Raw genomic sequence first — 22,641 nt, 5'->3', positions numbered from 1 at the left:
TAAATGAATTAAGAAGTGATTTTAATTAGATTGTCAGTTTATGAGTAGATTTATTTTCTAAATAATCAATTAAGGTTTTAATTAAATGATTTTCTTTCAAAATGGCTTGATTTCCAATCAAAAATAATTGTTCTTTTGCACGCGTTAACGCAACATTCAGCTTTCTATCTACATTTCCTTGATCGTTCATATTCACCAAGGCGTTCAATTGCGAATGATACGTCACAGCAAAACTATACAGAATAATATCGCGCTGACTCCCTTGATAACGTTCCACTGTATCAACCGTAATTTGTTCCTGATTTGGAATATTTGCTAATTCTAATTTTTGTTTAATCAACGCAATTTGATTTCTAAAAGGCGCAATAATTCCAATTGTTTTCTTTGGATCAAATGGTTTTTGATTGATTTCGTATAAATGAATAATTTCTTGTACAAATTTCACAATCAAATCGGCTTCTTGCACATTCGTTGAAGGCAAATAAGGATTTTCGTCAACATTGATAAACGCAAAACGATGATTTGTAATAAAGTTTTGTAAATCATTTGCTTGATTATAATGTTCAAAATGTAAATCTGCACGTTGACGATTTAAGCTTTGTTTTATTTCATCGTTCAAATTTGGAATATCAAAAGCTACATTTAATTTTCCATCATAAAAATAATTGTTCGGAAAATCTGCGATTTCAGCATGCATTCTTCCTTGATACGTTAATTGATCAAAAGCATTTTCGTAATTATTTCGTTCACAGAATTCATACAAACGCTCGAAAATAGAGTTTTTACGGTTAATTAAACCAATATTTTCTAATAATTCGTTATTCGTTTTTGCTAATTCAGGATTCTGTAAAACGATTGCAGGTAATTGTTTGTGGTCACCAATCATGATAAAACGTTCTGCTTTTGGTAGAATTCCAACAATTTGTGGTTCTAAAATTTGTGAAGCTTCATCAATAATAATTGTATCAAATTTCTTTAATTTTAGAATATCATTTTTACTTGAAATTGAAGCAACTGTCGAAACAAAAATGCGTTGTTTACGAATAATATCTTGAATCGTTTTTCTCGAAAATTTTTCTCCTTTTTGTTCTAAATCAGCATCTTTTTGCTCGATGATTTTATTCAATAAGTTTGAATGAAATTCGGGAGAAGTAGACAATTCATTCCCAATTCTGATAAATTTTTGTTCAATTTGATTAGAAATCGCCGAATTGATTGATTCACATAATTCATCAACCGCACGATTTGTATACGCCAAAAGCAAAATATTACAATCCTGTTTTTCATAAATTTCTTTTACCAATTCTTTGATGATAATCGATGTTTTTCCTGTTCCCGGAGGTCCATTCAACAAAAAATAATCTTTTGCGGAAAGTGCTTTTTTCAGAATTCGATTTTGTTCATCCGAAAGATTTGAATTAAAATAATCATAATCCATTTGACTTTTTGGAATAGACTGTGTTAAAATCAAATCTTTTTTCGCTTTAGAAGAATGAATTAATCCATACAAATTTCGGTACATCGAAACAAAAGAAGAATCCATAAAATCTCGTTCTAATGCCCATTTTCCTGTTGAATCAAACGAATCAAAAAAGCGTGTATTAGGTTGTTGATAACGAAAACGCAACACAATAAATTCTCTCGAAATACTTTTGATCGTACATTTAAAAACCTGATTTGTTAAAACAGAATCTTTTGATTCATTTCTTGGGTACAAAATACAAATATCACCTTCGCGAATCGAAATAAAATCATTCGCAGGATTGGTTCTTTTTAGCTTGATTTCACGTTTTGGGCCAGAAATATGATTTTCTACAATTTCTAAATCATAAATAATCTCGAAATTATTGTTTTTTTCTTCGAAAGTATTCAGCCACAAACTCGCCAAACCATTGTTGGAAGTCGATTGTCCCAAACCAAGTTTCGCCATATATTGCTCTTTCGCAATGAAATTCGTAAAAGAGTAGAAGTAAGCCTTTTCTAATGGCGAACTATTTTTGATCGGATAGATAAATTTATCCAATTGCTCTTCTAAAATTTCTTTGAAACGAGGATTAATTTTTCGCTTGATAAAATTCGCAGGTTTTATCGAATAAATCGTTGATTCAATATCGGTTAATGTATGATTTGCTAAACGATTTTCATTGATAATTATTCGATTTCGTAAATCAAAAATACGTTGAACTCGCGCTAAAGTTGGCACATCAAAACGTAAATTTCCTTGATATACTTTCGAATAGAAAATATAACCTTCGGTGTTTTTTGTGACATCTTTAAACTCTAAATCATACAAAACACCAATAATTTGGTAATATAAAAAGAGCTGCGTCGCATGATTTGGCTTGACACTTTTTCCGTCATCAGGAAAAGGTGCACCACCAGATTTCAGCTCGATAATTTTATTTTTTCCTTCGGGGTTAATATCCAATAAATCCAAACGACCTTGAATTCCGTATTGTTCGCACAAAAATGAAGGTTCAATTAATGCGCGATCCAACGAAATATCATATTGTGGAAAATCCTCGGTCAACACTTTTTGAATACGATTAAAATGACCTTTTGCTTCCAAGTAATAATCTTTCAAATCTTGCGGATTCGTCAAATCGTTGCAAGCCGTATATTCTAATGGGTAATTTTTAAAATCATTCTTAAAAATCTCATTAAAATCAGTATTTTCAATGTTTTCCGTTGAAAAATGATCGACAACTGAATTGGCAAAATTTCCTAATCGAATATGTTTGCTGTTTGGCGCTTCTTCAAATTTTTTCTGAATATAATGTAATTCGGAAGTTCCATAATCTTGAAAACATTCAGCAATTGCCGAAATATCAACCAAATAATCAGGTTCGAGAATGATAAAACGTGGATGATAAATTCCTTCTTCATCAATCGTCGAATTGACTAAATTTAATTGCGCACCAATCCAAAAATCCTCAATAGAAGTAAAGTTTTCGTTTACACCATCTTCATCAATTTGAACTGTAATATTTTCTTCTGTTTCATTGTCTTCATGATCGCAAATCAAACAATCTCGCTTGATTTCAATCACTTGAACACGCAATTTTTTTACTCGATTTCGAGTAAGAATTTTGTTGGTATAAAATTCTTTTTCAGGAAAATAATAAATAATTTCTGCCGGAATCATTACTTCATATATCGAGGAAATAAAATCCGCAACATATTTATAATGTGTAAAATATTCGTGTTCTGTCGGTTCGTATTTCTCGCTCAGAATTCGTTGAGCCGTTTTACGAAACGAATGAATTTTAGTTGAAACTTGATATTGATTACAGATAAAAGATAGTTTCGAGAAAAAGTTAGAAAACTGTAAGGCTTCGTTTTTTGTCAACTCAAACGCAATATTTTCAACCAAACGTTTTAAATCTAAATATTTAGAATTGATTGGTTTATTGGCAAGTTGAATGTTTAAAACTTCATTTAGCAGTTGATTTCCTATTTCTTCTCGATTCACGGCGATTAATTTGGTGTAAAATTAAGATTTATTCTTCATTAAATTTTAACTCAATTTAATATAGACGTTGTAATAAATACTTAAAAACGTTTATTAATGATTATAAATTTTATATTTGATTAAAGCCTAAAAATATTATTATGAAACAAGTTTTATTTTCTTTAATTACAATTGTATCTATAAATGCTATAGCTCAAAATCAGTCGATTGAATGGGTAAAAAAAAATTGATGAATCTATATTTAATCAATTAGAATTTACAAAAATTTATCAATCTCAAACCAATAAATCCTTTTATTTTAATCAGTTTTATAGTGAAAGGTTTGGTCCAGATGGAAATCCTGTACAATATGGTATTTTGACAAAAGTAAGTGCAAATGGAAATTTAGAGTGGACTAAAAAACAAGACAATTTGCGGTATCTAGATTTTGTAATTACCAATAATGAATTATTTACTTTAAGCACTCCATTAAATCAAAATTCATCTCAAAATTTTAATATTTACAGATACAATCTTGATGGTCATTTAATTTCTAGTTTGCCAATAAATGTTACTAATGATATTACTTTAACTAGTGTAGTTTTAACAAATGATAATAGCTATTTATTAGCAGGACAAAAAGTAGATTCGCAATATGAAAAGGTGAAAGTTTATTTGATGAAAGTTAATAAGAAGGGACAAAAAGTATGGGAGAAAGTAATAGGGGATGCTGATGATAATGCGATAACTTCAATATCTTCATCAAAAAATGGTGATATCTTTTTTAGTGGATATATTTATAATAGTTCACAAGTAAATCCTACTAATTTAGAATGGACTGTTAAATTGTCAAATAAAGGAGATATTATTTGGAGTAAAGTCACAGCAGGAATACATCCAGAAATTAATAAAGTTATTGTTACAGAAAGTAAAGATGGTGGTTGTATTACATTAACAACATCTTTAGAAGGTAAAGCAGAAGTAAATAAATATGATAAGAATGGAAATCAACAATGGATAAAATCATTTGACACTGGTTATTCATCTGTTAAATTTAACCCTAGCAATATATTTGAAGATAATAATAAAATTGTATTCGGAGGTATTTTTGAAAGTAATAATGAAAGTAAGATTGAAGCACTTTATTTAGATCAGAATGGTAATTTATTGAATAATTTCACTTTAGGTATAAAAGAACCTTCTTATTATATGAATGCAATTCTTTCAAATACATTTGATGAAGGATTATCTATCTTAGATAAAAATTATAATGGTGACATTAATTTAAGCAAAATAAATTCAAAAAAACAGGATCAAAATATTAAGAATATTACAATCGCTCCTAATCCTGCTACAGATTATATAAATATTCAACCTTTAAGTGGAAAAAATACAATTTTGATAAAAAATTCTATAGGTAAAGAAGTATTAAAAATAGAATCAAATAAAGAAAAAGAAAATATTAATATTTCGAAACTTCAAAAAGGAATTTATTTTATTTCAATTAGTGGAGAAAGTAAATTAGAAAATTATTTATTAATGAAAAAATAAGATGATTTTAAGAACTCGAAATACTTTCGAGTTCTTATTTTTTTACCACGTTTTCCAATCATCACTTGTAAACAACCATTCTGGAGTTTTAATTTTACCTTGTTGCACTTTATACCAAGGATTTAATTTTTTATCCATCGGATTATTAAGAATCTGAATTTCTTGCGCAGGCATATAACTTTGAGCAAGTAAAACAATTTTTTCACCTTGTTTATTCTTTGCTAAATCGACTACCATAATCGCGTGTCCATAAGGATTTCCTTGTTGCAAAAGAATATCTCCAATTTTTATCTGTTCAAAATTCACCGATTTCAATTGACTTTTCAAAGAAGCTGTATTCGCATAACTGAACACATTTTCTAAATATTTCCAATAATTTTCTGGTGAATAATCTCCATTTGCAAAATCAGTAAATTTGCGTGGTTTTCCGTCCGATAAAAAGTTGAAAGAGATTTCATCATAACGCTTTTGTTGGTAGAGATAATCAGCTCTCAAACGCATTGTTGCATCTGCACATTGATGTAAATCTTTGTTTCCAATCGGTAAATCAATCACCGCATTGTACACATTATTTTCAGGTTTTTCTTTTCCATTATAATATTTTACAAGTGTTCCAAAGTCTTTTAATTGCAAATGTTGTAGAAAATAGCCGAATTCATTTTGATTATAATTTTCTCTTTGAAAACCTTTTGGTACGGAATATCGATCAATTATTTTATTCTCTTTTTCGTTGATAAAACTTTCTTTCTCAACAATTTTTTGAATTGAATCTTGATGATTTTTAGAATTCGTTGAATTTTCATCTTTACAACTGAAGATGAAAAATGGAAATATGAAGCAGATATATTTTTTCAATTATTTAATTCTAATAGATGAGACAATGACAACAAATCCATCAGGATCTAAGAATGAAATTCCGTTATCATTCCAATATGGATTTTTAGATTTTATTGGTTTGATATGATGAAGTTCTAAACGCTCAATTATTTCGTCATATTCTTGTTGTGTCGTTGGATAAAATACCAAACAATCATCCTCATCAAAGTGATGATCGATATTTTCGTGAGTTGTTGTAAATTCTAAATGCCAGCTTAAATCTGGTTTTCCAATAAAAATACCATCATAACCATTGTGATTTTGAAATTCTCCAAGGATTTCAAAATTCAAAACTTTAATATAGAAATCTTTTATTTCTTTGAGTTGATTGATATGTCGAGCGACTCTAAATTGCATAAAATTCACTATTATTATTGATTGAAAATTAGTATATTTTATTGAATTTTATGGAAATATTTAATGATGCTCAAACAAAATCGATATACAAAACTTTTTATCTGTTCGCTCTGTGTTTTTATTATAGGAATATTCTCGACTGGATATGGCTATAATTTGGATTATAACAAAAACGATTATGCTGTATATTTTTTACTAGTTGGATTTCTTTTTATCATTATGGGATTTATAATCGGTGTATTTAGTTTAATAAAAGGATTTGTAAAAATATATCGAAAATAAACACTCTAATTTTACTCATATAGTTTATATAAAATATTGATTTAGATGAAAAAAATAATATTCTTTTTCGTACTTGTTACATTTTCTGTGATGACTTCTTTTGCTCAGAAAAATGACAAAGTTAAAAGTGAAGAAATTAAAGTAATCAGAGCAAATTTTAGTCGAATTAATTCGATTAAAAATTGGACAAAAATAAAAGAAGTTGAAACTGATGATTCTACGGAAGGTGGTTTTATAAATTATTATTTTTTGAACGATAAATTAGAAAAAATTGTGGTACGAAAATTTGGAGAATCTGGTCAATATTTGGCTGAGTATTATTTGTTGAATAATAAATTGTCTTTCGTTTTTGAACAAGATACAACTTATAATTTTCCTTTGTATTGGAAAGAATTTAATGATAAAAAATCGAAAATTGAAGAATTTCGTTATTATTTTGAAGATAGAAAATTGATTCTTTTTATAGGAAAATCTAAAAATTATAAGACTGAAAGTGAAAATACTTTAGTTGAATTTGATGAATTAATTAAGATGAAAAATAATTCTAAATAAATGATTTATAATAGTTATATTACAATTTGATTAACTTGTTTTATGTTCAAACTATATCCGTATCATTCTTGTTCTTTAGTGTTATTGTTTCTATTAATTAATACACAACATTTTTGGATTCATGAAACTGGAATTTTCGCGATTGTTTTATATTTAATAGAACTTATTTTATTCATAGGATTAATTATTTCTACAATACTAAAGTTGTATAAATATTTTGATGATGATGAAAGAAATTTCAAAAAAGGAATACCTGTCTTTATTAGCATTATTGTTTTGACTTTAATTTTTCTATATCCATCAGGAATAATTACTGATAATACAATTTATGGTAAGGATAAATTATTTGCTTTTAGTGAAGGAACAGCAAGTTGCGGTATCAGCTATCATTTTAAATCAGATAGTATTTATATTGTAAATTCGTTTTGCTTTTTCCCATCACGAGAAATTGGTAAATACTATCTGAAAAATGACACAATATATTTTGATACTATTACTAATAAACAATATAAATTTGGAACAATAAATAGAAAAGATTCCATTTTAGAATTATATTATTTAGAACCTCGAACATTCAATTTTGACACATTGAAAGTAGATTCCACTATTATTAAAAGGAAAATTGAAAATTCAAAAAGTCATAGTTTTAATATCTCAGAAATAAATAATCTTGAATAAAAAAATCCGTCAATTGACGGATTTTATCTTTTTAATACACTTCTTCTTTTTTGAAGAAAACTGTGTCATTTCCTTTTCTAAATTTCAGTTCCGAATATCGAATCGTGTAATCATCAGACATTCCGTAAGTTTCTAAAATAAAATTATCTTTGAAACGATAATTTCTATTGGTTCTATGTTTTGCATTCGAGCCTAATTCTTCTTTCAAACTCAGTGTTTCTGGAGAAATTTTGAAACGTGGATCAGTTTCTATTCTATTAATAATGGTATTGACATCGGCAGAATCCATAATCAAAACTGTTTCTTGTTTCATGTTTTTAATTCCAGAAATATCTGTCGAAACAATTTTTAGATTTCCTTTAAACCCAATTCCAGCTTGGTGTAAATCGGTTTTCAAATCATCATTAGAATACATTTGACTTCTGTAACCATATTTCACCATCGGAATCATCACAATAAAAAATATCGCAAGTGAAACTATCATTGCAGATTTGTTGTAGCCTGCCATTCGCAATCCATAATAGATAAATGGAATCAAAATCAATAATACAATTCCGAATATAATGACAGCAATTAATCCTGATTCCATTAGCCGTTAATCATATTTAAAAATTCGTCTTCTGTCAACACGACAACTGTTCCAATTTCTTCTGTTTTTTTCAATTTACTTCCAGCTTTATCGCCAGCAACCAAGAAATTTAAGTTTTTAGAAACTGCAGAAATATTTTTCCCGCCATGATCTTCCACCATTTTTTGTGCATCAGTACGATTGAATTTAGTCAAAGTTCCTGTAAACAAAAACGTTTTGCCTTCCAAAGAATCTGACAAAGGTTTTGCTTCTTCGCCAATCTCGAAATTCAATCCATAATCGCGTAAACGTTGAATCAAAATCTGATGTTGTTCTTCTTTAAAATATTCCTTAATCGAAATTGCAATTTTTTCTCCAACATCCGTTACAGAAACCAATTCTTCCATTGTAGCATTCATCAAACGATCAATAGTTTGAAAATGTTTGACTAATTTTTTTGCAACCGTTTCACCAACATGACGAATTCCAATCGCATACAATACCTTTTCGAAAGGTTGCTCTTTAGATTTTTCGACAGAATTAATAATATTTTGAGCAGATTTTTCAGCCATTCTTTCTAAAGGCAAAATATCTTCTTTTTGTAAAGTATAAAAATCAGCAATGTTATTTAACAAATTTGCTTTGTGTAACAAAACCGCTGTTTCGCCACCAATACTCTCAATATCCATTGCTTTTCGAGAAACAAAATGTTCTAATTTTCCAATAATTTGCGGTTCGCAACCATTCTCATTTGGACAATAATGTTGCGCTTCGCCTTCGTTACGAATTAATTCTGTTCCGCAAGAAGGACAATTTTTAATGAATTCGATTTCTTCCGTTCCAGGTTGGCGAACATCAGTATTGACACCGACAATTTTCGGAATAATTTCGCCTCCTTTTTCCACATAAACCATATCACCAATGCGGATATCCAACTTTTTAATAATATCTTCGTTGTGGACAGAAGCACGTTTTACGATTGTTCCAGCCAAAGAAACAGGCGCAAGATTCGCAACAGGCGTAATCGCTCCAGTTCGACCAACTTGATAATCGATGCTCAATAATTCGGTTTCGGCAGCTTCAGCTTTGAATTTATACGCCATTGCCCAACGCGGAGATTTTGCTGTATAACCTAATTCATCTTGTTGCGAAAAAGAATTCACTTTGATAACAATTCCGTCCGTTTCGTAAGGTAAATTTTTGCGTTCGATATCCCAATGATCTACAAAAGCCAAAACTTCTTCCAAAGAAGTACATAATTTTGACGTATGCGGAATCTTAAAACCTAATTCATCAGCGGCTTGTAGCATTTCCCATTGCGTAGAATAAGGCAAATTATTTCCGATAAAATAATACGGAAAACATTGTAAACCACGTTTCGCAACTTCGGTATTATCTTGTAATTTTAATGATCCAGAAGCCGTATTTCGAGGATTTGCATACAATTCTAAACCATTATTAGCGCGTTCTTCATTAATTGAAGCAAATTTATTGAGCGGAATTGTAATTTCGCCACGCATATAAAATCGTTCAGGATAATTTCCTTTCAATTTTAAAGGAACAGATTGTATTGTACGAATATTATTCGTGATTTCATCACCTTGTGTTCCATCTCCACGCGTTACAGCCTGCGTCAATTCGCCGTTTTCGTACAAAATAGAAATCGAAGCGCCATCATATTTCAATTCGCAAACAAATTCTACTTTTTCACCTAATGTTTTCTCAATTCGTTTTTCCCAATCTTGCAAATCTTCAACTGAATATGAATTGTCTAACGAATACATTCTGAATTCGTGTGTAATCGTCGGAAAATTTTTTGTAACCATTCCACCAACGCGTTGTGTAGGGGAGTTTACATCAAAAAAGATAGGATTTTCGTCTTCTAATCGTTTCAATTCTTTCAATTTCAAATCAAATTCGAAATCAGAAATTGTCGGATTATCTAAAACGTAATAATTGTAATTATGCTGAGTAAGCTCTTCTCGAAGCGCTAAAATTTTGTCTTGTATTTCCATTTTAAAAATGTTACTGAACAAAGATAAACACTTGAATTAATACGAACAATTTTTAAAATAATTTGGATTGATTTATATTTAGGAATATTTATTGCAACGTTTACTAAAAAATAATCAACTATGAATAATTTATTGGAAGTTTTGGATACAAAATCAAAAGGTTTTGAAAATACAGTTTCTATCGTAACAACTGGAGCAGCAGCAGGAATTGCAATTTCGAAAGCGATTAATAAGAACGAAAAAATTGGAGCTGTTGTGGGAGTAGGAGTAGGCTTGCTGGTTTATGCAATGTTTAGTCCTCAAAACAAATTAAAAAAAGAGAATAAAAAACTGGAAAAGCAAATAGAAGAGTTTGAAGCTAAATTGGAAAAATAATCTGTTTTTATATGTAAGTATTTTAACTTATTTGGTGAGTTTAATTTTACCTGTTCACTTATTAAGAAGTATTGATTTTATTGAATATTATTCTGGAAATTCTAGAACAGAATATTTAGGAATTGCATATCTAATATTAGGATATATAACGATATCAGAGTTGCCAATTGATTTTATATGTTGGTTAGGGAACTTTACATTATTATTATCTTGGATTTTTTATAAGAAAAAAATAGGATTAATATTAGGTATTATCGCTGTTATTCAAATGTCATTATACGGAATTAATCATTTGTCAAGATTAGATATTTTACAAATACATGAATATGATTTACCACTTTTTGGTTATTGGATTTGGTTATTTTCATCCATTTTTGTTCTAATTTATCATTACAAAAAATATAAACAAAAAAGTCAAACTTTGTAAAGTTTGACTTTTTTGTTTTATGATATTCATAATTTTTTCTCGAAGATGATTAGATAGATTTTATTTTTATGATATTTTAAATGTTTTTATCTTAATAATTATATTGATTTTTGAGATAATTAATAATTTGAACTCTTCAAAAACCTCTATTTAATACCAATTTGGACTGATTTTCTTCTTTTTTATGAATATGATAATTTATTCTCGTAGATGATTTAAGTATAAATAAAATTTGCTTATATAATTTATTGATTCTATATTGCATTAAATCTATAAAATTAATCGAGATTAGTTTTGTTTAGAAAGTTGGAATTTATAATTTTGTTAAAAATAATTACTCTATAAAAACTATAGAGGTTATATATGCAAAATGAATCAACTAAAAGAAATATTAGAGGAAGTAATAGCACAGTCAAGTTTAGAAGAAAAATTATTGTTTTTGAATAATAACGTTAAAGAAAAGATAGTTTTTTCGACAAGTTTTGGTTTCGAAGATCAAGTTATTTCTCATGCTATTTTGAGTCAAAAATTAGATAATATTGAGATATTCACTTTAGATACAGGACGTGTTTTTCAGGAAACGTACAATACGTGGAACAAAACGGAATTGAAATATCAAACCAAGATTAAACCATTTTATCCCCCAACAGAGGAGTTAGAAAAATTTGTTGAAGAAAATGGAATTAATCCTTTTTATGATTCGGTTGATTTGAGAAAACAATGTTGCTATATCAGAAAAGTAATTCCTCTGAATCGTGCATTAAAAGAAGCATCAGTTTGGATTACAGGTTTGCGCGCAGAGCAATCGAATAATCGACATGATATGCTCGAAATAGAGTTTGATGAAGAAAAACAATTATTCAAATTCAATCCATTGATTGATTTTACAACAGAGAATTGTTTTGAGTATTTGAAAGAAAATAGAGTTCCTTATAACCCACTACACGATAAGGGCTTCATAAGTATTGGTTGTGCTCCTTGCACACGTGCTATAAACGAAGGCGATGATTTTCGTGCTGGTAGATGGTGGTGGGAAGATAATAGTAAAAAAGAATGCGGTCTACATGCAAAGTAGATTTCAGGTGTTAATTTAATTTGAATGACTCAGCCTATTTTAGGTTGAGTTTTTTGTTTACTTTTACTAGACAAGTTTCAATAATGGAAATAGAACAAATCTTAGATCAAATTTCACCACTTTCCTCGCAGTCTATTCAATTGATTGCAGATAAAATGCAACTGATTCAATTACCAAAAAACACCACGCTTATTGATGCCGATAAAGTTGAAAAAAAGCTATATTTCATCAAAAAAGGAATTGTTCGCGCGTATATAATTGATGATGGAAAAGAAATTACGTTTTGGTTTGGGAAAGAAGGCGATTTGATTTTATCGATGCGAAGTTATGTCGAAAATAAAATTAGTTACGAAACAATTGAATTGATGGAAGATTGCGAGTTATATGAAATTAAATCTTCTGATTTACAGTTATTTTATGCAACTAATTTAGAGATTGCAAATTGGGGAAGAAAACTTGCTGAAATTGAATTGATAAAAACTGAAGAGCGTTTTATTTCTAGGCAACTGGGAACGGCGATTGATCGTTATAAAAAATTGTTAGAAGAAAATCCAAGTTTGATTAATCGTGTGCAATTAGGTTATATCGCGTCGTATTTAGGGATTTCCCAAGTGACATTAAGTAGAATTCGCGCCGAAATTTAAGCGAATAATTTTTTAACATTTGTAAAAAAATACTATTTTTTTCTAATTCATCTTTGCATCAAAATATTAACAAAATGAATTGGATTTTATTGATTTTAGGAGGATTATTCGAGATCGGATTTACATCGTCTTTAGGAAAAGCCAAAGAAACAACAGGCTCAGAAATGTATATGTGGTACGGCGCTTTCGCAGTGTGTTTGGTCGTAAGTATGGCATTGTTAATCAAAGCAACACAAACTTTACCTTTGGGAACTGCTTATGCTGTTTGGACTGGAATTGGTGCTGTTGGAACAGTTTTAATCGGAATTTTTGTATTCAAAGAACCTGCTAATTTTTGGAGAATATTCTTTATTTTTACATTAATTAGTTCAATTGTAGGATTAAAATTTGTTTCGCATTAATGAACGAAGAAATTACAATAAAAAGAGTTGAAGAAAAACACATTACAGAAGGAAAAGAATATTTCAGCGATTAATTTCTATTTAAAGAATGGTTTCGAAAAATTCGATCAACATATTTTCAGACTTGGTGATGATGAACAAATAGATTATATGATGAGATTGAAATTATAAGATTTATAATATGTCAAAATGTCTTATTAATTCTATATTTTATCAATAATGTGAAGTGGTATTGTTTTTGACATTGTAACAAAAAAATAATAGATATGGACACAAATAGAGATTATACATTCGAAGAAATACCAGATAGCTCTCACAATGAGCAAGATTTTTATGCAAAATTCAAAGAAAGATTAGATGATGTACAAAAATTTCCAACAGATTATTTGTTCAAATTCATTTATCCTTCAAGTGAAGAAACGATGAAAAAAATCAAAGATATTTTTGCAGGAACGAATGCTGAATTTGATTACAAAGCTTCAAAAAATAGAAAATATACATCTATTTCGATTAAACTTTATGTGATTGATGCGGATACAGTAATCAATTATTACAAAGAAGTTTCGAAGATAGAAGGCGTTATTATGTTATAAGAAAAGGTTGCAAATGCAACCTTTTTTTATGTTTTTAAAAAGAGTAGGGGAGGAATCAATTTTTCAATTTTGAAATTAATGTTCCCAGAGTAACCCTCTTTATTATGTTAAATACATAATGTGATTATTTTACTTCTTCGATAAAAATCCAATTGAAATCAATTTTTTAAATTATTAATTTTTTTTTCAACTTGTAAAGGTTTATCAGAACTAAATTTCAGTTTAAACTTCATTTTATAAAATTTTGAAAGTTAATTTTCAAAATTTTGCATTCTCAATTCATTTCATAAAATCAACTTATTTAGAATAGAATTTTTGCTTTATTAAATTTTCTTAGAAAAGTGAATTATTAAAGTTGTTATTAATCAATTTTAAATACTTGTAAATAATTGTAAATACTTACAAATATTTGTAAATGGTTATATTACTGAATGTGAATTTATTGTAATTTTTGTAAAAATTATTTTTAAACGATTAATCAGATAAATTTTTAGTAAAAACTATTTTAATAAGTATAATTGAGCACAAACTTTTGCATCAGATAAAGCTTCATGATGGTTGAGTTGAAGATTAAATCGGCGAGCACAATCGGATAATTTTGTAGGAACAATTCCTTTCTGTTTGAAAATTCTGTATGTACATTCCCACTTTTCGGCAAGGTTAAGTTGAGAGTAATTGAGGCTATAAAACTCCATTGTATTCTTCAAAACAGAACGATCAAACGATTCGTTATGTGCAACAACAAGCTGATTTTGTAAACGATGTTTGATTTCAAAATAGACGTCTTCAAAACTTGGTGCATCAATTGTGTCTTCGGGACGAATTCCATGAACCAAAATATTATGATAATTATATTGATTTTGTGGTGGTTGAATTAACGTGTAATACTCGTCTGTAATCACATTATCTGTCACAGTTACAATTCCAACCGCGCAAGCAGAATTACGATAATTGTTTGCAGTTTCGAAATCGATGGCAACAAAATTTTCCATAATTTATATTTTGTTCGATATAAAATTAATGATATTTTCTTGTTCGAAAGGAGAAAACCAATTGACAGTTTCATCTTTTTTGAACCATGTCATTTGACGTTTTGCAAAACGTCTTGTATTCTTTTTGATTTCTTCTATTGCAAAATCCAATGTAATTTTCTCTTCAAAAAAGTCGAACAATTCTCGATAACCAACAGTTTGCAAAGCATTCAAATCTTTTAAAGGAAATAAATTTTTTGCTTCATTTAATAAACCTTCGTTCATCATAATATCAACTCGACGATTGATTCGGTCGTACATTTCTTCGCGAGGAAGTTCTAAACCGATTTTAATTATGTTAAATGGACGTTTGTTCAAATCTTGATTTCTGAAGTTAGAGAAAGGTAAACCCGAAGATCTAAAAATTTCTAAAGCACGTGTTACACGCTGTTTATTGAAAATATCAACTTCTTCAAAATACTTTGGATCGACTTCTTGCAATTCTTTTTGCAATTTTTCAATTCCAAATTCAGCAAGCTCATTATTCAAATCTTCTCTAATTTTAGGATTAACATCAGGAAATTCGTCAAAGCCAACTGTGATCGCTTTTTCATATAAACCAGATCCACCAACCATGACGCAAATGTCATTTGTTTTGAAATAATTATTCAAAAAAGCTAAGCCATCACGCTCAAAATCACCAACCGAATATTTTTCGTGAATAGAAATATTTTGAATAAAATGATGCTTCACTTCAGTCAATTCTTCCTCAGAAGGAACAGCAGTTCCTATCTTCATTTCTTTGAAAAATTGACGACTATCACAAGAAATAATTTCGGATTGAAAATGTTTTGCAACTTCTATTGCCAAATTGGTTTTACCAATTGCAGTTGGTCCAACAATAGAAATTAAGGTTTTATTATTTTGAATTTTTTGCATGTTATATGAAATCGAGCGCAAGATACTTCGATATTTTATGAAAAGAAAAAGCTTCTATAAAAAATAGAAGCTTTGTAAATTATATTGATCTTTAATTAATCATTAAAGTGGTAAAGGAAAACCACATCAGCCGTATAAGCAGGTTTCGGATTATCTTTAATTTCTAAATTTGCTTCGATGACAACTTTTGCAATTCCTCTCAAATTAGTAATAGATTTCAATTTTGCAGTTAATCTTACCTCACTATCAACCAAAACAGCTTGTCCAAATCTCAAATTTTCAATTCCATAATTGATTAACATTTTGATGTTGCGCACTTCCGCAATTTGATCCCACAAATGTGGAATTAAAGATAGCGTTAAATAACCATGCGCTATTGTTTTTTTGAAAGGTCCTTCGTTAGCTGCTTTTTCAGGATCTGTATGAATCCATTGATGATCTAAAGTTGCATCAGCAAAGCGATTGATTTGTTCTTGATTTATTATATGCCAGTCAGATTTACCGATTTCTTTACCTTCGAAAGCTTTGTATTCATCGAAATTATTAATAATTACCATTATTCAGGTGTTTTAGTTTTTAGTATTGTATTGCTCAAATCTAATGAATAATCGTCAGATAATAAATTTTATTTATGAGAAAGAGAGCATTTTTTGAATAATCTAAAAATAAAAAATCCGACTGAAAATTCAATCGGATTTTTTATAGCTATTTAATTTATTGCTACTCAATAATTTTTGCATCTTCAACATTTGCATAGGCTCTTTGCGTATCTCTCCATGCAAGATATTTAATAATTTCTTTGTTGAAATATTTCATTCCAAAAAGTAAAATCCCAAAATCATCTATCAAACCAAAAGGTCCAAATAGCGCTTCTGGAATAATATCAATAGGAGAAATAATGTATAAAGTTGCTACAAATCCAAGAAATAAATTCATGTTGTCAGGTTTATAACTTCCTTTTTTGTAATCACCTAACATATTGAAAAAAGCCTTTACTTTTTCAAAAAAAGATTTGTCTTTTTGAGCTGCCATTGCTGCTTCTCCAGCGACTTTAAAGAATTTTGATTTTTTCATTTCACAAAATATGTTTTAAAAACGTATTATGTATTACAAAGTACATGTCAAAACATTTAAATTGATTTTTGTGTCATGTTAAAACTTTATGTTACATTGTTTTACTTGTTTTTCTTTTTCAGTTTAATGATTTTTGCATTCAATATTCTGTCAAGCTTTGGATATCTTTCGCGCATTAATTTTGTGCTGTTAAAAATTTCTTCATCTTCCATTGTTTGTCCAGCGTAACCATCATACAAACTTTCTACAACATTCATTCCGTTCACCACTTTTCCAAAACTTGGAAAACCTACTACATCATTGGAATTGATTGTATCCAAACGATGATTATCTTTCAGATTAATAAACAAATCCAAATCTCTTGAGTTTTTTCCTGCGCGCGCAAAACTCAAAGCTCCTTTACTATTTCCAGCAATAACAGGTTCATCTTCTACAATAAACTTTTTCCATTGATTTGAAACAATTGTGTCAGTATTTCCAAATTGTGCAACAAAATTCGGAACAACGCGATAAAAAGTACCATCTTCGAAAAAATTGTACTTAACCAATTGATAAAAACGATCAACAGCTTTTGGCGATAATTTTCTTTCAACTTCGATATCAATATTTCCTTTTGTTGTTTCAAATCGAGCAACAAAATTTTCTGGTGCTTGTTTCTTTGTCCATTTTTTACGAAAAACCGTCTTGCTAGAAGTACAAGCCGAAAACGTAATAAGTGTAAATAATGCTAGAGTAATTTGTTTCATGTTTTAATTTTGTGGATTAAACTTAAACAAAAAACGACACTTAGCGTAAGTGTCGTTTCATTATTTTTGCAATTCTTGTTCAATTTTAAAAAACCATTCTGTTTTCTGGTTATAAACTTCCGCTTCGGCAAGCATATAATGGGCTTCTTTGGTTTCCTCATACTTCACGCGATCCATAGTTTCTGGATTGAAAGGTGGTAAAGGTTGCACTTCTGCGCTAAAAGTTTTGGTGTGGCCTTTATATGTAAATGTTTTGGTGATAATTTCTTTTTCCATTGTCTTTTAATCTTTGGTAAAAATACAACTTTTGTAAAGGAGAATTTGCATTCGGAATAATTTAATTTTTAGGCTGAATTATTTTTCGATAAATAGTAATTTTGCGGTTATATGATTGCTCAAAATAATTCTAATCAACAACAAGTTTTAGTTGTTTCTTCGTTTGATGAACTTGTATATACAGCTTTTTCTGGGAAAAATAATGCGATAAATTGGCAACGAAATTTGGAAGGTGATTTTGAGGAAATTGTGAATCAATTGATTTTAAAAGATGATATTACTGTTGTTTCTATTGATGATTTGAATGATTTAGATTTATCTAAAGAAGGAATTAAAGCGAGAAATATTTTGATTAATGATTTACAACAATTAACTGTTTTTGGCGCTTCGCCAACTTTAAACTTACTAAAATGCTACGAACGTGATACTGAATTTGATTTTATTTCAACAGATGTTTATTCATTTCATGTTGATCGTTCACCAATTCCTACGGATACTTTTTTGTGTACTTACTATGGCGCTTCCAGTGATATTGTTGCGAATGAAGATGTTGAACAAAAAATTTTGATTCCTGAAATTAGAGAAAATTTATTCAAATTATATGATGGACATATTGATGGATTTGAAGATTTTCTGAAAGAATATTTCTTTGATTTGCATTATCAAATTCGTCCAGGTGTAGAACCAATTAATTTAGGATTAGGAAATCTTTGGCGATTGGCAGTTGATCATCCAGAACAAAAAGTTTTGCCTTGCGTACATCGCGCACCGAAAGAAAATAAAGATGAATATCGATTATTGTTAATCTGTTAGTGTTTGAATTGATTTAACTAATATTTTGTAATTTTGAAATGTAATAAATGAAGTTAAAAAATGGATTTACAAGATCAATTAAAAAATCTTTTTCCCGATCATATACCTGAGCTAGAAGAAGTATCAAATGAAGAACAACATGAGTTATGGATTCAGAAAGAACCTCTAATTTGTAAGTTTGAGAAACGAAAAGGGAAAGTAAATACAATTATAGAAGGTTACGAAGGAGAAACAGAAGATTTCAAACTTTTAGCAAAAGAAATTAAGCAATTTTTGGGTGTTGGAGGGAGTTTTAAAGACGAACAAATCATCATTCAAGGAGATTATCGCGACAAGATTATGGCTTTCCTGAAAGATAAAGGATTTAAAGTGAAAAGAGTAGGAGGTTAACATTTTCTTTGCAATTTTTACTGATAAAAATCGTATATTGTTCTCTTATTTTTAATTTTAAATCATGAGTAAAGCAGCATCAGAATTAGTTTTAAATGCAGACGGAAGTGTTTACCATTGTAATATAAGACCAGAGCATTTAGCAGATACTATTATAACTGTTGGTGATCCGAATCGTGTCGAAAAAGTTTCAAGACATTTTGATACAATCGAGCACACAGCAAGCAAAAGAGAAATTGTAACGCATACAGGAACGTTGAATGGTAAACGTTTAACAGTTATTTCGACTGGTATGGGTACGGATAATATTGATATCGTTTTATCTGAGTTAGACGCTTTGGCTAACATCGATTTAGAAACTGGTGAGATCAAAAAAGATTTCAGAAAATTATCATTTGTTCGTATGGGAACTTCTGGAGCTTTACAGGCAGATATTCCTGTAGATAGTTTCGTTATTGGTTCTCACGGTTTAGGTTTAGATGGACTTTTACATTATTATGTTGGGAGCGAAGCGGTGATGAATAAAGAGGTAGAAGATGCTTTTATCAAACATGTAGATTGGTCGTCGAATAAAGCTCGTCCATATTTAGTAAAAGGATCTGATTTATTGTTAGATAAATTGGCTTCTGAAAAAACGATTCAAGGAGTAACGGCTACAGCTTGTGGTTTTTATGGACCTCAAGGGCGTTATTTGAGATTGCAACCAAATCCAGCTGATATTAATGAGCGTTTAACAACTTTTAATTACGAAGGTTTAAGAATCTCTAATTTCGAGATGGAAACTTCTGCAATCTATGGATTATCAGCGATGATGGGACACGAAGCGTTATCAATAAATGCAATTGTTGCGAATAGAATTTTAGGTGAATTTAGTGCCGATTCTTACAAAGCAGTTGATGCAATGATTGAATATTCGCTGGAAAAGTTAACGAAATAATTTCAGATTTATACAAAACAAAAGCTCGAGAATTTTCTCGAGCTTTTTTGATATTATATGATCTAGAATTTTAATTTTAATTCAAATTCATTAATTCTTTTGCTTGATTGATTGCTGCATCTGTTAATTCTGAACCAGAAATCATTTGAGCAATTTCTTCTAAACGTTGTTGTTGAGAAAGTTCTATCACATTTGTTTGTGTCGTTTCGTCAACAACTTCTTTGTAAACTTTTAGCTGATAATTTCCTTTTGAAGCAACTTGTGGCAAATGCGTAATTACTAAAAGTTGCATATTTTCAGCCATTGTTTGCATTACTTTTCCTGTTTCATTCGCAACTTTTCCAGAAATTCCTGTATCAATTTCATCTAAAATCAACGTTGGTAAATGTTGATGAGTTGCCAATAATTTTTTAATCGCTAACATCAATCGAGACCGTTCTCCACCAGAAACAGATTTCTCAAAAATACGAGGTTCCATTCCTTTATTTGCTGAGAATAGAAACAAAACTTCATCTTTTCCAGTTGCTGTAAAATCTGTTGTTTCGTTTAATTGAATGGTTAATTGAGAATTTTCCATTCCCAATTGTGACAACGTATTCAAGATATTTTTTCGGATAATTTCGATAGAAGAAATTCTATTTTTTCTAATTTTAATTACTTGTTTTTCAAGTTTTTCTGAAATTGAATTCAATTCTTTATTTAAGTGAATAATTAAATCACTCAAATTATCAAAACCAGAAGTTTGACTTTCTAATTCGTCACGTTTTGCAATTAATTCTTCAACAGAAATCACATTATGTTTACGCAATAATTTATGAATCAAATCGTAACGATCTGTAATTTCTTGTAATCTTTCAGGATTAATTTCAGTCGAATCTATCAAACTACTCATTTCACCAGAAATATCTTGCAATTCTATTTTAGAAGAAATTAATCGTTCGTAAATAGAATTGTATTGCGAATTATAATCCGAAATTTTATTCAATTTATTGCTTGCTTCATTCAATTGAGAAATGATTCCCATCTCTGGATGTTCCAAAAATTGGTAAGTTTCATTCAAAGTCGAAATAATTTCTTCTACGTTTGACAAAGATTTTATTTCGATTTCCAATTCCTCTAATTCTTCATTTTTTAGCGAAGCATTGTTCAATTCTTCCCACAAATGCAATTTATACTCTAAATCTTGTGATTGATTTTCTAATGAATTTTGAGCGTCTTTTATCTTTTTCTTTGTTGAAATATAATGGTTAAAATCCTTCTTATATTCTTTCAACAAGTCTTTATTTTCTCCATAAATATCCAACATCGAAAGTTGAAAATCAGCTTCAAAAATTTTAGGTGTATTAAATTGAGAATGAATATCAATCAATAATTCTGATAATTCTTGTAAAATAGAGACTTTAACAGGCGTATCATTGATAAAAGCACGCGATTTCCCAGAAGGTAATAATTCTCTTCTCAAAATAGATTCGTCTTCATAATCTAAATCATTCTCTTCGAAAAAATCATTTAATTCAAGATTTTTAATCTCAAAAACAGCTTCGATAATACATTTTTCATCAACATTTTTCAAGGCTTTTAAATCGGCACGTTCGCCTAAAACTAATTTTAAAGCACCTAACAAAATCGATTTTCCAGCACCAGTTTCACCGGTAATTGTGGTCATACCTTGATGAAAATCAATCTCCAATTGATCGATAATGGCGAAATTATTAACGCGAAGAGTTTTTAACATTTACTTTTTCAATTTATTCCAATAATTGTCGTTGTATTTTGGCGCGATTGAATTTAAAATTCCTTTCAGTTTCTCGATATTCACCGTCGAAACCTGTCCGCCTGAAAATACTTGACTAATTTCGCTATTTTTTGCTGTTAAGAAAAGTTCTAAAGGATAAAATTGAGAATAATTTCCTCTTTGGTAAAATTCTAACTGCAATAGAGTATTTCCAATAGCATTTTTACCACGAACTTCGTTCTCAGACATAATGTCTAAGCCGTTTCTATGATATTGATAGATGATATTTCGAAGTGTTGAATTATCCGATTTTAAAATATTGTTAATTAAGGCTGTACGCGATTTTATTCCATCTAATTCGCTCCAACCAGAGAAATTATTGTTCGCTTGACCGAAATCTGCAATTTTCTTCGCCATTTTGAAATACTCTGTTCCGCCTTCTTTCGCAAATGTATCTGCATCATATCCCAAAACTAAATAAATGTAATACGTCAATACATCTGTCAAATTTTTTCCACTGAATTTTCGATCATTGAAAATTAACTCTTCAGATTCTTGGTATTGAAACGTAAAATTATCGTCAGATAAATTAAGAACAGGCGTATAGTACGTTGAGTTAAAAACAGGACGACGAGATTGTACTAAAATCGTACCTTTCATTCTGTTTCCCTCTCGTTCAATTATATTAATGACGAAACTAGCTTCAATTCTTTCGTATGTTTTTAAACGATCATTTGTCCATTTTGTTGAATTAATAAACGTTTTTAATGATCTTTCTAAAGTTTGATAAACCTGTGTATTAGATCCTTGAACTTGAGAATAATCGACTTTTACATCTGCAATAATATTTTGTGAGAAAGCCGAAATAGCTAAACACGACGAAAAGAAAATTGAGGCTAATTTCTTCATAATAAA

Annotated in this window: 26 protein-coding genes; 13 read left to right on the top strand and 13 right to left on the bottom strand. The window is 29.3% G+C overall.

Going from position 1 to position 22,641, the window contains the following annotated elements:
- Nucleotides 1–25: 25 nt before the first annotated feature.
- Nucleotides 26–3,472: an ATP-dependent helicase gene (locus B4H69_RS13685; protein ID WP_180904422.1), complete on the bottom strand. Its 3,447-nt coding sequence runs from the start codon at nucleotides 3,470–3,472 to the stop codon at nucleotides 26–28.
- Nucleotides 3,473–3,829: 357 nt separating this feature from the next.
- Between B4H69_RS13685 and B4H69_RS13680 the strand changes: the two genes are divergently transcribed.
- Nucleotides 3,830–5,002, top strand: a complete 1,173-nt coding sequence (locus B4H69_RS13680; protein ID WP_180904421.1) for a T9SS type A sorting domain-containing protein — start codon at nucleotides 3,830–3,832, stop codon at nucleotides 5,000–5,002.
- A gap of 42 nt (nucleotides 5,003–5,044) precedes the next feature.
- Here the strand turns inward: B4H69_RS13680 and B4H69_RS13675 are convergent, their stop codons facing one another.
- Nucleotides 5,045–5,857, bottom strand: a complete 813-nt coding sequence (locus B4H69_RS13675; protein ID WP_180904420.1) for a DUF4846 domain-containing protein — start codon at nucleotides 5,855–5,857, stop codon at nucleotides 5,045–5,047.
- A complete protein-coding gene (locus tag B4H69_RS13670) occupies nucleotides 5,858–6,235 on the bottom strand; it encodes a VOC family protein (protein WP_180904419.1) in 378 nt (125 codons plus the stop codon).
- A 327-nt stretch (nucleotides 6,236–6,562) separates the two neighbouring features.
- Between B4H69_RS13670 and B4H69_RS13665 the strand changes: the two genes are divergently transcribed.
- Nucleotides 6,563–7,069 (top strand): hypothetical protein, encoded by a 507-nt coding sequence (locus B4H69_RS13665; protein WP_180904418.1) that lies wholly within the window; start codon nucleotides 6,563–6,565, stop codon nucleotides 7,067–7,069.
- 204 nt (nucleotides 7,070–7,273) lie between these two features.
- On the top strand, nucleotides 7,274–7,747 hold the full coding sequence (locus B4H69_RS13660) for a hypothetical protein (RefSeq protein ID WP_180904417.1): 474 nt from the start codon (nucleotides 7,274–7,276) through the stop codon (nucleotides 7,745–7,747).
- A 31-nt stretch (nucleotides 7,748–7,778) separates the two neighbouring features.
- Here the strand turns inward: B4H69_RS13660 and B4H69_RS13655 are convergent, their stop codons facing one another.
- Nucleotides 7,779–8,336 carry a hypothetical protein gene (locus tag B4H69_RS13655; RefSeq protein ID WP_180904416.1) on the bottom strand — a complete coding sequence of 186 codons (558 nt, stop codon included), beginning with the start codon at nucleotides 8,334–8,336 and terminating at the stop codon, nucleotides 7,779–7,781.
- On the bottom strand, nucleotides 8,336–10,330 hold the full coding sequence (gene ligA, locus B4H69_RS13650) for an NAD-dependent DNA ligase LigA (protein ID WP_291094450.1): 1,995 nt from the start codon (nucleotides 10,328–10,330) through the stop codon (nucleotides 8,336–8,338). Before ligA ends, B4H69_RS13655 begins: the two co-directional genes overlap by 1 nt.
- 120 nt (nucleotides 10,331–10,450) lie before the next feature.
- On the opposite strand from ligA, the gene B4H69_RS13645 reads away from it, so the two are divergent.
- The 7 genes from B4H69_RS13645 to B4H69_RS13615 all read left to right on the top strand — a co-directional run bounded on the left by B4H69_RS13645 (nucleotide 10,451) and on the right by B4H69_RS13615 (nucleotide 13,845).
- On the top strand, nucleotides 10,451–10,705 hold the full coding sequence (locus tag B4H69_RS13645) for a hypothetical protein (protein WP_125349396.1): 255 nt from the start codon (nucleotides 10,451–10,453) through the stop codon (nucleotides 10,703–10,705).
- Nucleotides 10,683–11,132, top strand: coding sequence for a hypothetical protein (locus tag B4H69_RS13640; protein ID WP_180904413.1), 450 nt, complete (start codon nucleotides 10,683–10,685; stop codon nucleotides 11,130–11,132). Before B4H69_RS13645 ends, B4H69_RS13640 begins: the two co-directional genes overlap by 23 nt.
- Before the next feature lie 370 nt (nucleotides 11,133–11,502).
- A complete protein-coding gene (locus B4H69_RS13635; protein ID WP_180904412.1) occupies nucleotides 11,503–12,207 on the top strand; it encodes a phosphoadenylyl-sulfate reductase in 705 nt (234 codons plus the stop codon).
- 83 nt (nucleotides 12,208–12,290) lie between these two features.
- Complete coding sequence (locus B4H69_RS13630) at nucleotides 12,291–12,851, top strand: Crp/Fnr family transcriptional regulator (protein WP_038334366.1); 561 nt, start codon at nucleotides 12,291–12,293, stop codon at nucleotides 12,849–12,851.
- A 74-nt stretch (nucleotides 12,852–12,925) separates the two neighbouring features.
- Entirely contained in the window at nucleotides 12,926–13,252 is a 327-nt protein-coding gene (locus tag B4H69_RS13625) for a DMT family transporter (protein WP_115000591.1), read from the top strand.
- A 27-nt stretch (nucleotides 13,253–13,279) separates the two neighbouring features.
- The gene (locus tag B4H69_RS13620) at nucleotides 13,280–13,423 is read left to right on the top strand and encodes a hypothetical protein (protein ID WP_180904411.1); all 144 of its coding nucleotides are present in this window, start codon (nucleotides 13,280–13,282) and stop codon (nucleotides 13,421–13,423) included.
- A gap of 95 nt (nucleotides 13,424–13,518) precedes the next feature.
- The gene (locus tag B4H69_RS13615; RefSeq protein WP_038334352.1) at nucleotides 13,519–13,845 is read left to right on the top strand and encodes a DUF493 family protein; all 327 of its coding nucleotides are present in this window, start codon (nucleotides 13,519–13,521) and stop codon (nucleotides 13,843–13,845) included.
- A 500-nt stretch (nucleotides 13,846–14,345) separates the two neighbouring features.
- On the opposite strand, the gene B4H69_RS13610 is transcribed toward B4H69_RS13615, so the two are convergent.
- From B4H69_RS13610 to B4H69_RS13585, 6 genes are all read right to left on the bottom strand, one after another.
- Entirely contained in the window at nucleotides 14,346–14,837 is a 492-nt protein-coding gene (locus B4H69_RS13610) for a 3'-5' exonuclease (RefSeq protein WP_038334348.1), read from the bottom strand.
- Nucleotides 14,838–14,840: 3 nt separating this feature from the next.
- Nucleotides 14,841–15,755 (bottom strand): tRNA (adenosine(37)-N6)-dimethylallyltransferase MiaA, encoded by a 915-nt coding sequence (gene miaA / locus B4H69_RS13605; protein ID WP_125349391.1) that lies wholly within the window; start codon nucleotides 15,753–15,755, stop codon nucleotides 14,841–14,843.
- A 95-nt stretch (nucleotides 15,756–15,850) separates the two neighbouring features.
- On the bottom strand, nucleotides 15,851–16,312 hold the full coding sequence (locus B4H69_RS13600) for a MaoC family dehydratase (RefSeq protein ID WP_038334338.1): 462 nt from the start codon (nucleotides 16,310–16,312) through the stop codon (nucleotides 15,851–15,853).
- Between the two features lie 163 nt (nucleotides 16,313–16,475).
- On the bottom strand, nucleotides 16,476–16,829 hold the full coding sequence (locus B4H69_RS13595; protein WP_115000587.1) for a YkvA family protein: 354 nt from the start codon (nucleotides 16,827–16,829) through the stop codon (nucleotides 16,476–16,478).
- Between the two features lie 101 nt (nucleotides 16,830–16,930).
- Nucleotides 16,931–17,575 carry a peptidylprolyl isomerase gene (locus B4H69_RS13590; RefSeq protein WP_291094444.1) on the bottom strand — a complete coding sequence of 215 codons (645 nt, stop codon included), beginning with the start codon at nucleotides 17,573–17,575 and terminating at the stop codon, nucleotides 16,931–16,933.
- 60 nt (nucleotides 17,576–17,635) lie between these two features.
- Entirely contained in the window at nucleotides 17,636–17,851 is a 216-nt protein-coding gene (locus tag B4H69_RS13585; protein WP_038334324.1) for a hypothetical protein, read from the bottom strand.
- A gap of 111 nt (nucleotides 17,852–17,962) precedes the next feature.
- Between B4H69_RS13585 and B4H69_RS13580 the strand changes: the two genes are divergently transcribed.
- From B4H69_RS13580 to B4H69_RS13570, 3 genes are all read left to right on the top strand, one after another.
- The gene (locus tag B4H69_RS13580; RefSeq protein WP_180904408.1) at nucleotides 17,963–18,664 is read left to right on the top strand and encodes a DUF1826 domain-containing protein; all 702 of its coding nucleotides are present in this window, start codon (nucleotides 17,963–17,965) and stop codon (nucleotides 18,662–18,664) included.
- 60 nt (nucleotides 18,665–18,724) lie between these two features.
- The gene (locus tag B4H69_RS13575) at nucleotides 18,725–19,054 is read left to right on the top strand and encodes a translation initiation factor (protein ID WP_180904407.1); all 330 of its coding nucleotides are present in this window, start codon (nucleotides 18,725–18,727) and stop codon (nucleotides 19,052–19,054) included.
- 64 nt (nucleotides 19,055–19,118) lie between these two features.
- Nucleotides 19,119–19,991, top strand: a complete 873-nt coding sequence (locus tag B4H69_RS13570) for a nucleoside phosphorylase (RefSeq protein ID WP_180904406.1) — start codon at nucleotides 19,119–19,121, stop codon at nucleotides 19,989–19,991.
- Nucleotides 19,992–20,067: 76 nt separating this feature from the next.
- Here the strand turns inward: B4H69_RS13570 and recN are convergent, their stop codons facing one another.
- Together recN and B4H69_RS13560 are read right to left on the bottom strand one after the other, a co-directional pair.
- Entirely contained in the window at nucleotides 20,068–21,726 is a 1,659-nt protein-coding gene (recN, locus tag B4H69_RS13565) for a DNA repair protein RecN (RefSeq protein WP_180904405.1), read from the bottom strand.
- On the bottom strand, nucleotides 21,727–22,635 hold the full coding sequence (locus B4H69_RS13560) for a DUF4835 family protein (protein ID WP_038334260.1): 909 nt from the start codon (nucleotides 22,633–22,635) through the stop codon (nucleotides 21,727–21,729).
- Nucleotides 22,636–22,641: the final 6 nt, after the last annotated feature.

The organism is Empedobacter sp. UBA6745, assembly GCF_002453775.1.
In the GTDB taxonomy this organism is placed as follows: Bacteria; Bacteroidota; Bacteroidia; order Flavobacteriales; family Weeksellaceae; genus Empedobacter; species Empedobacter falsenii_C.
The sequence above is the reverse complement of the archived record's forward strand: the minus strand, read 5'-3'. Positions and strand labels throughout refer to the sequence as shown.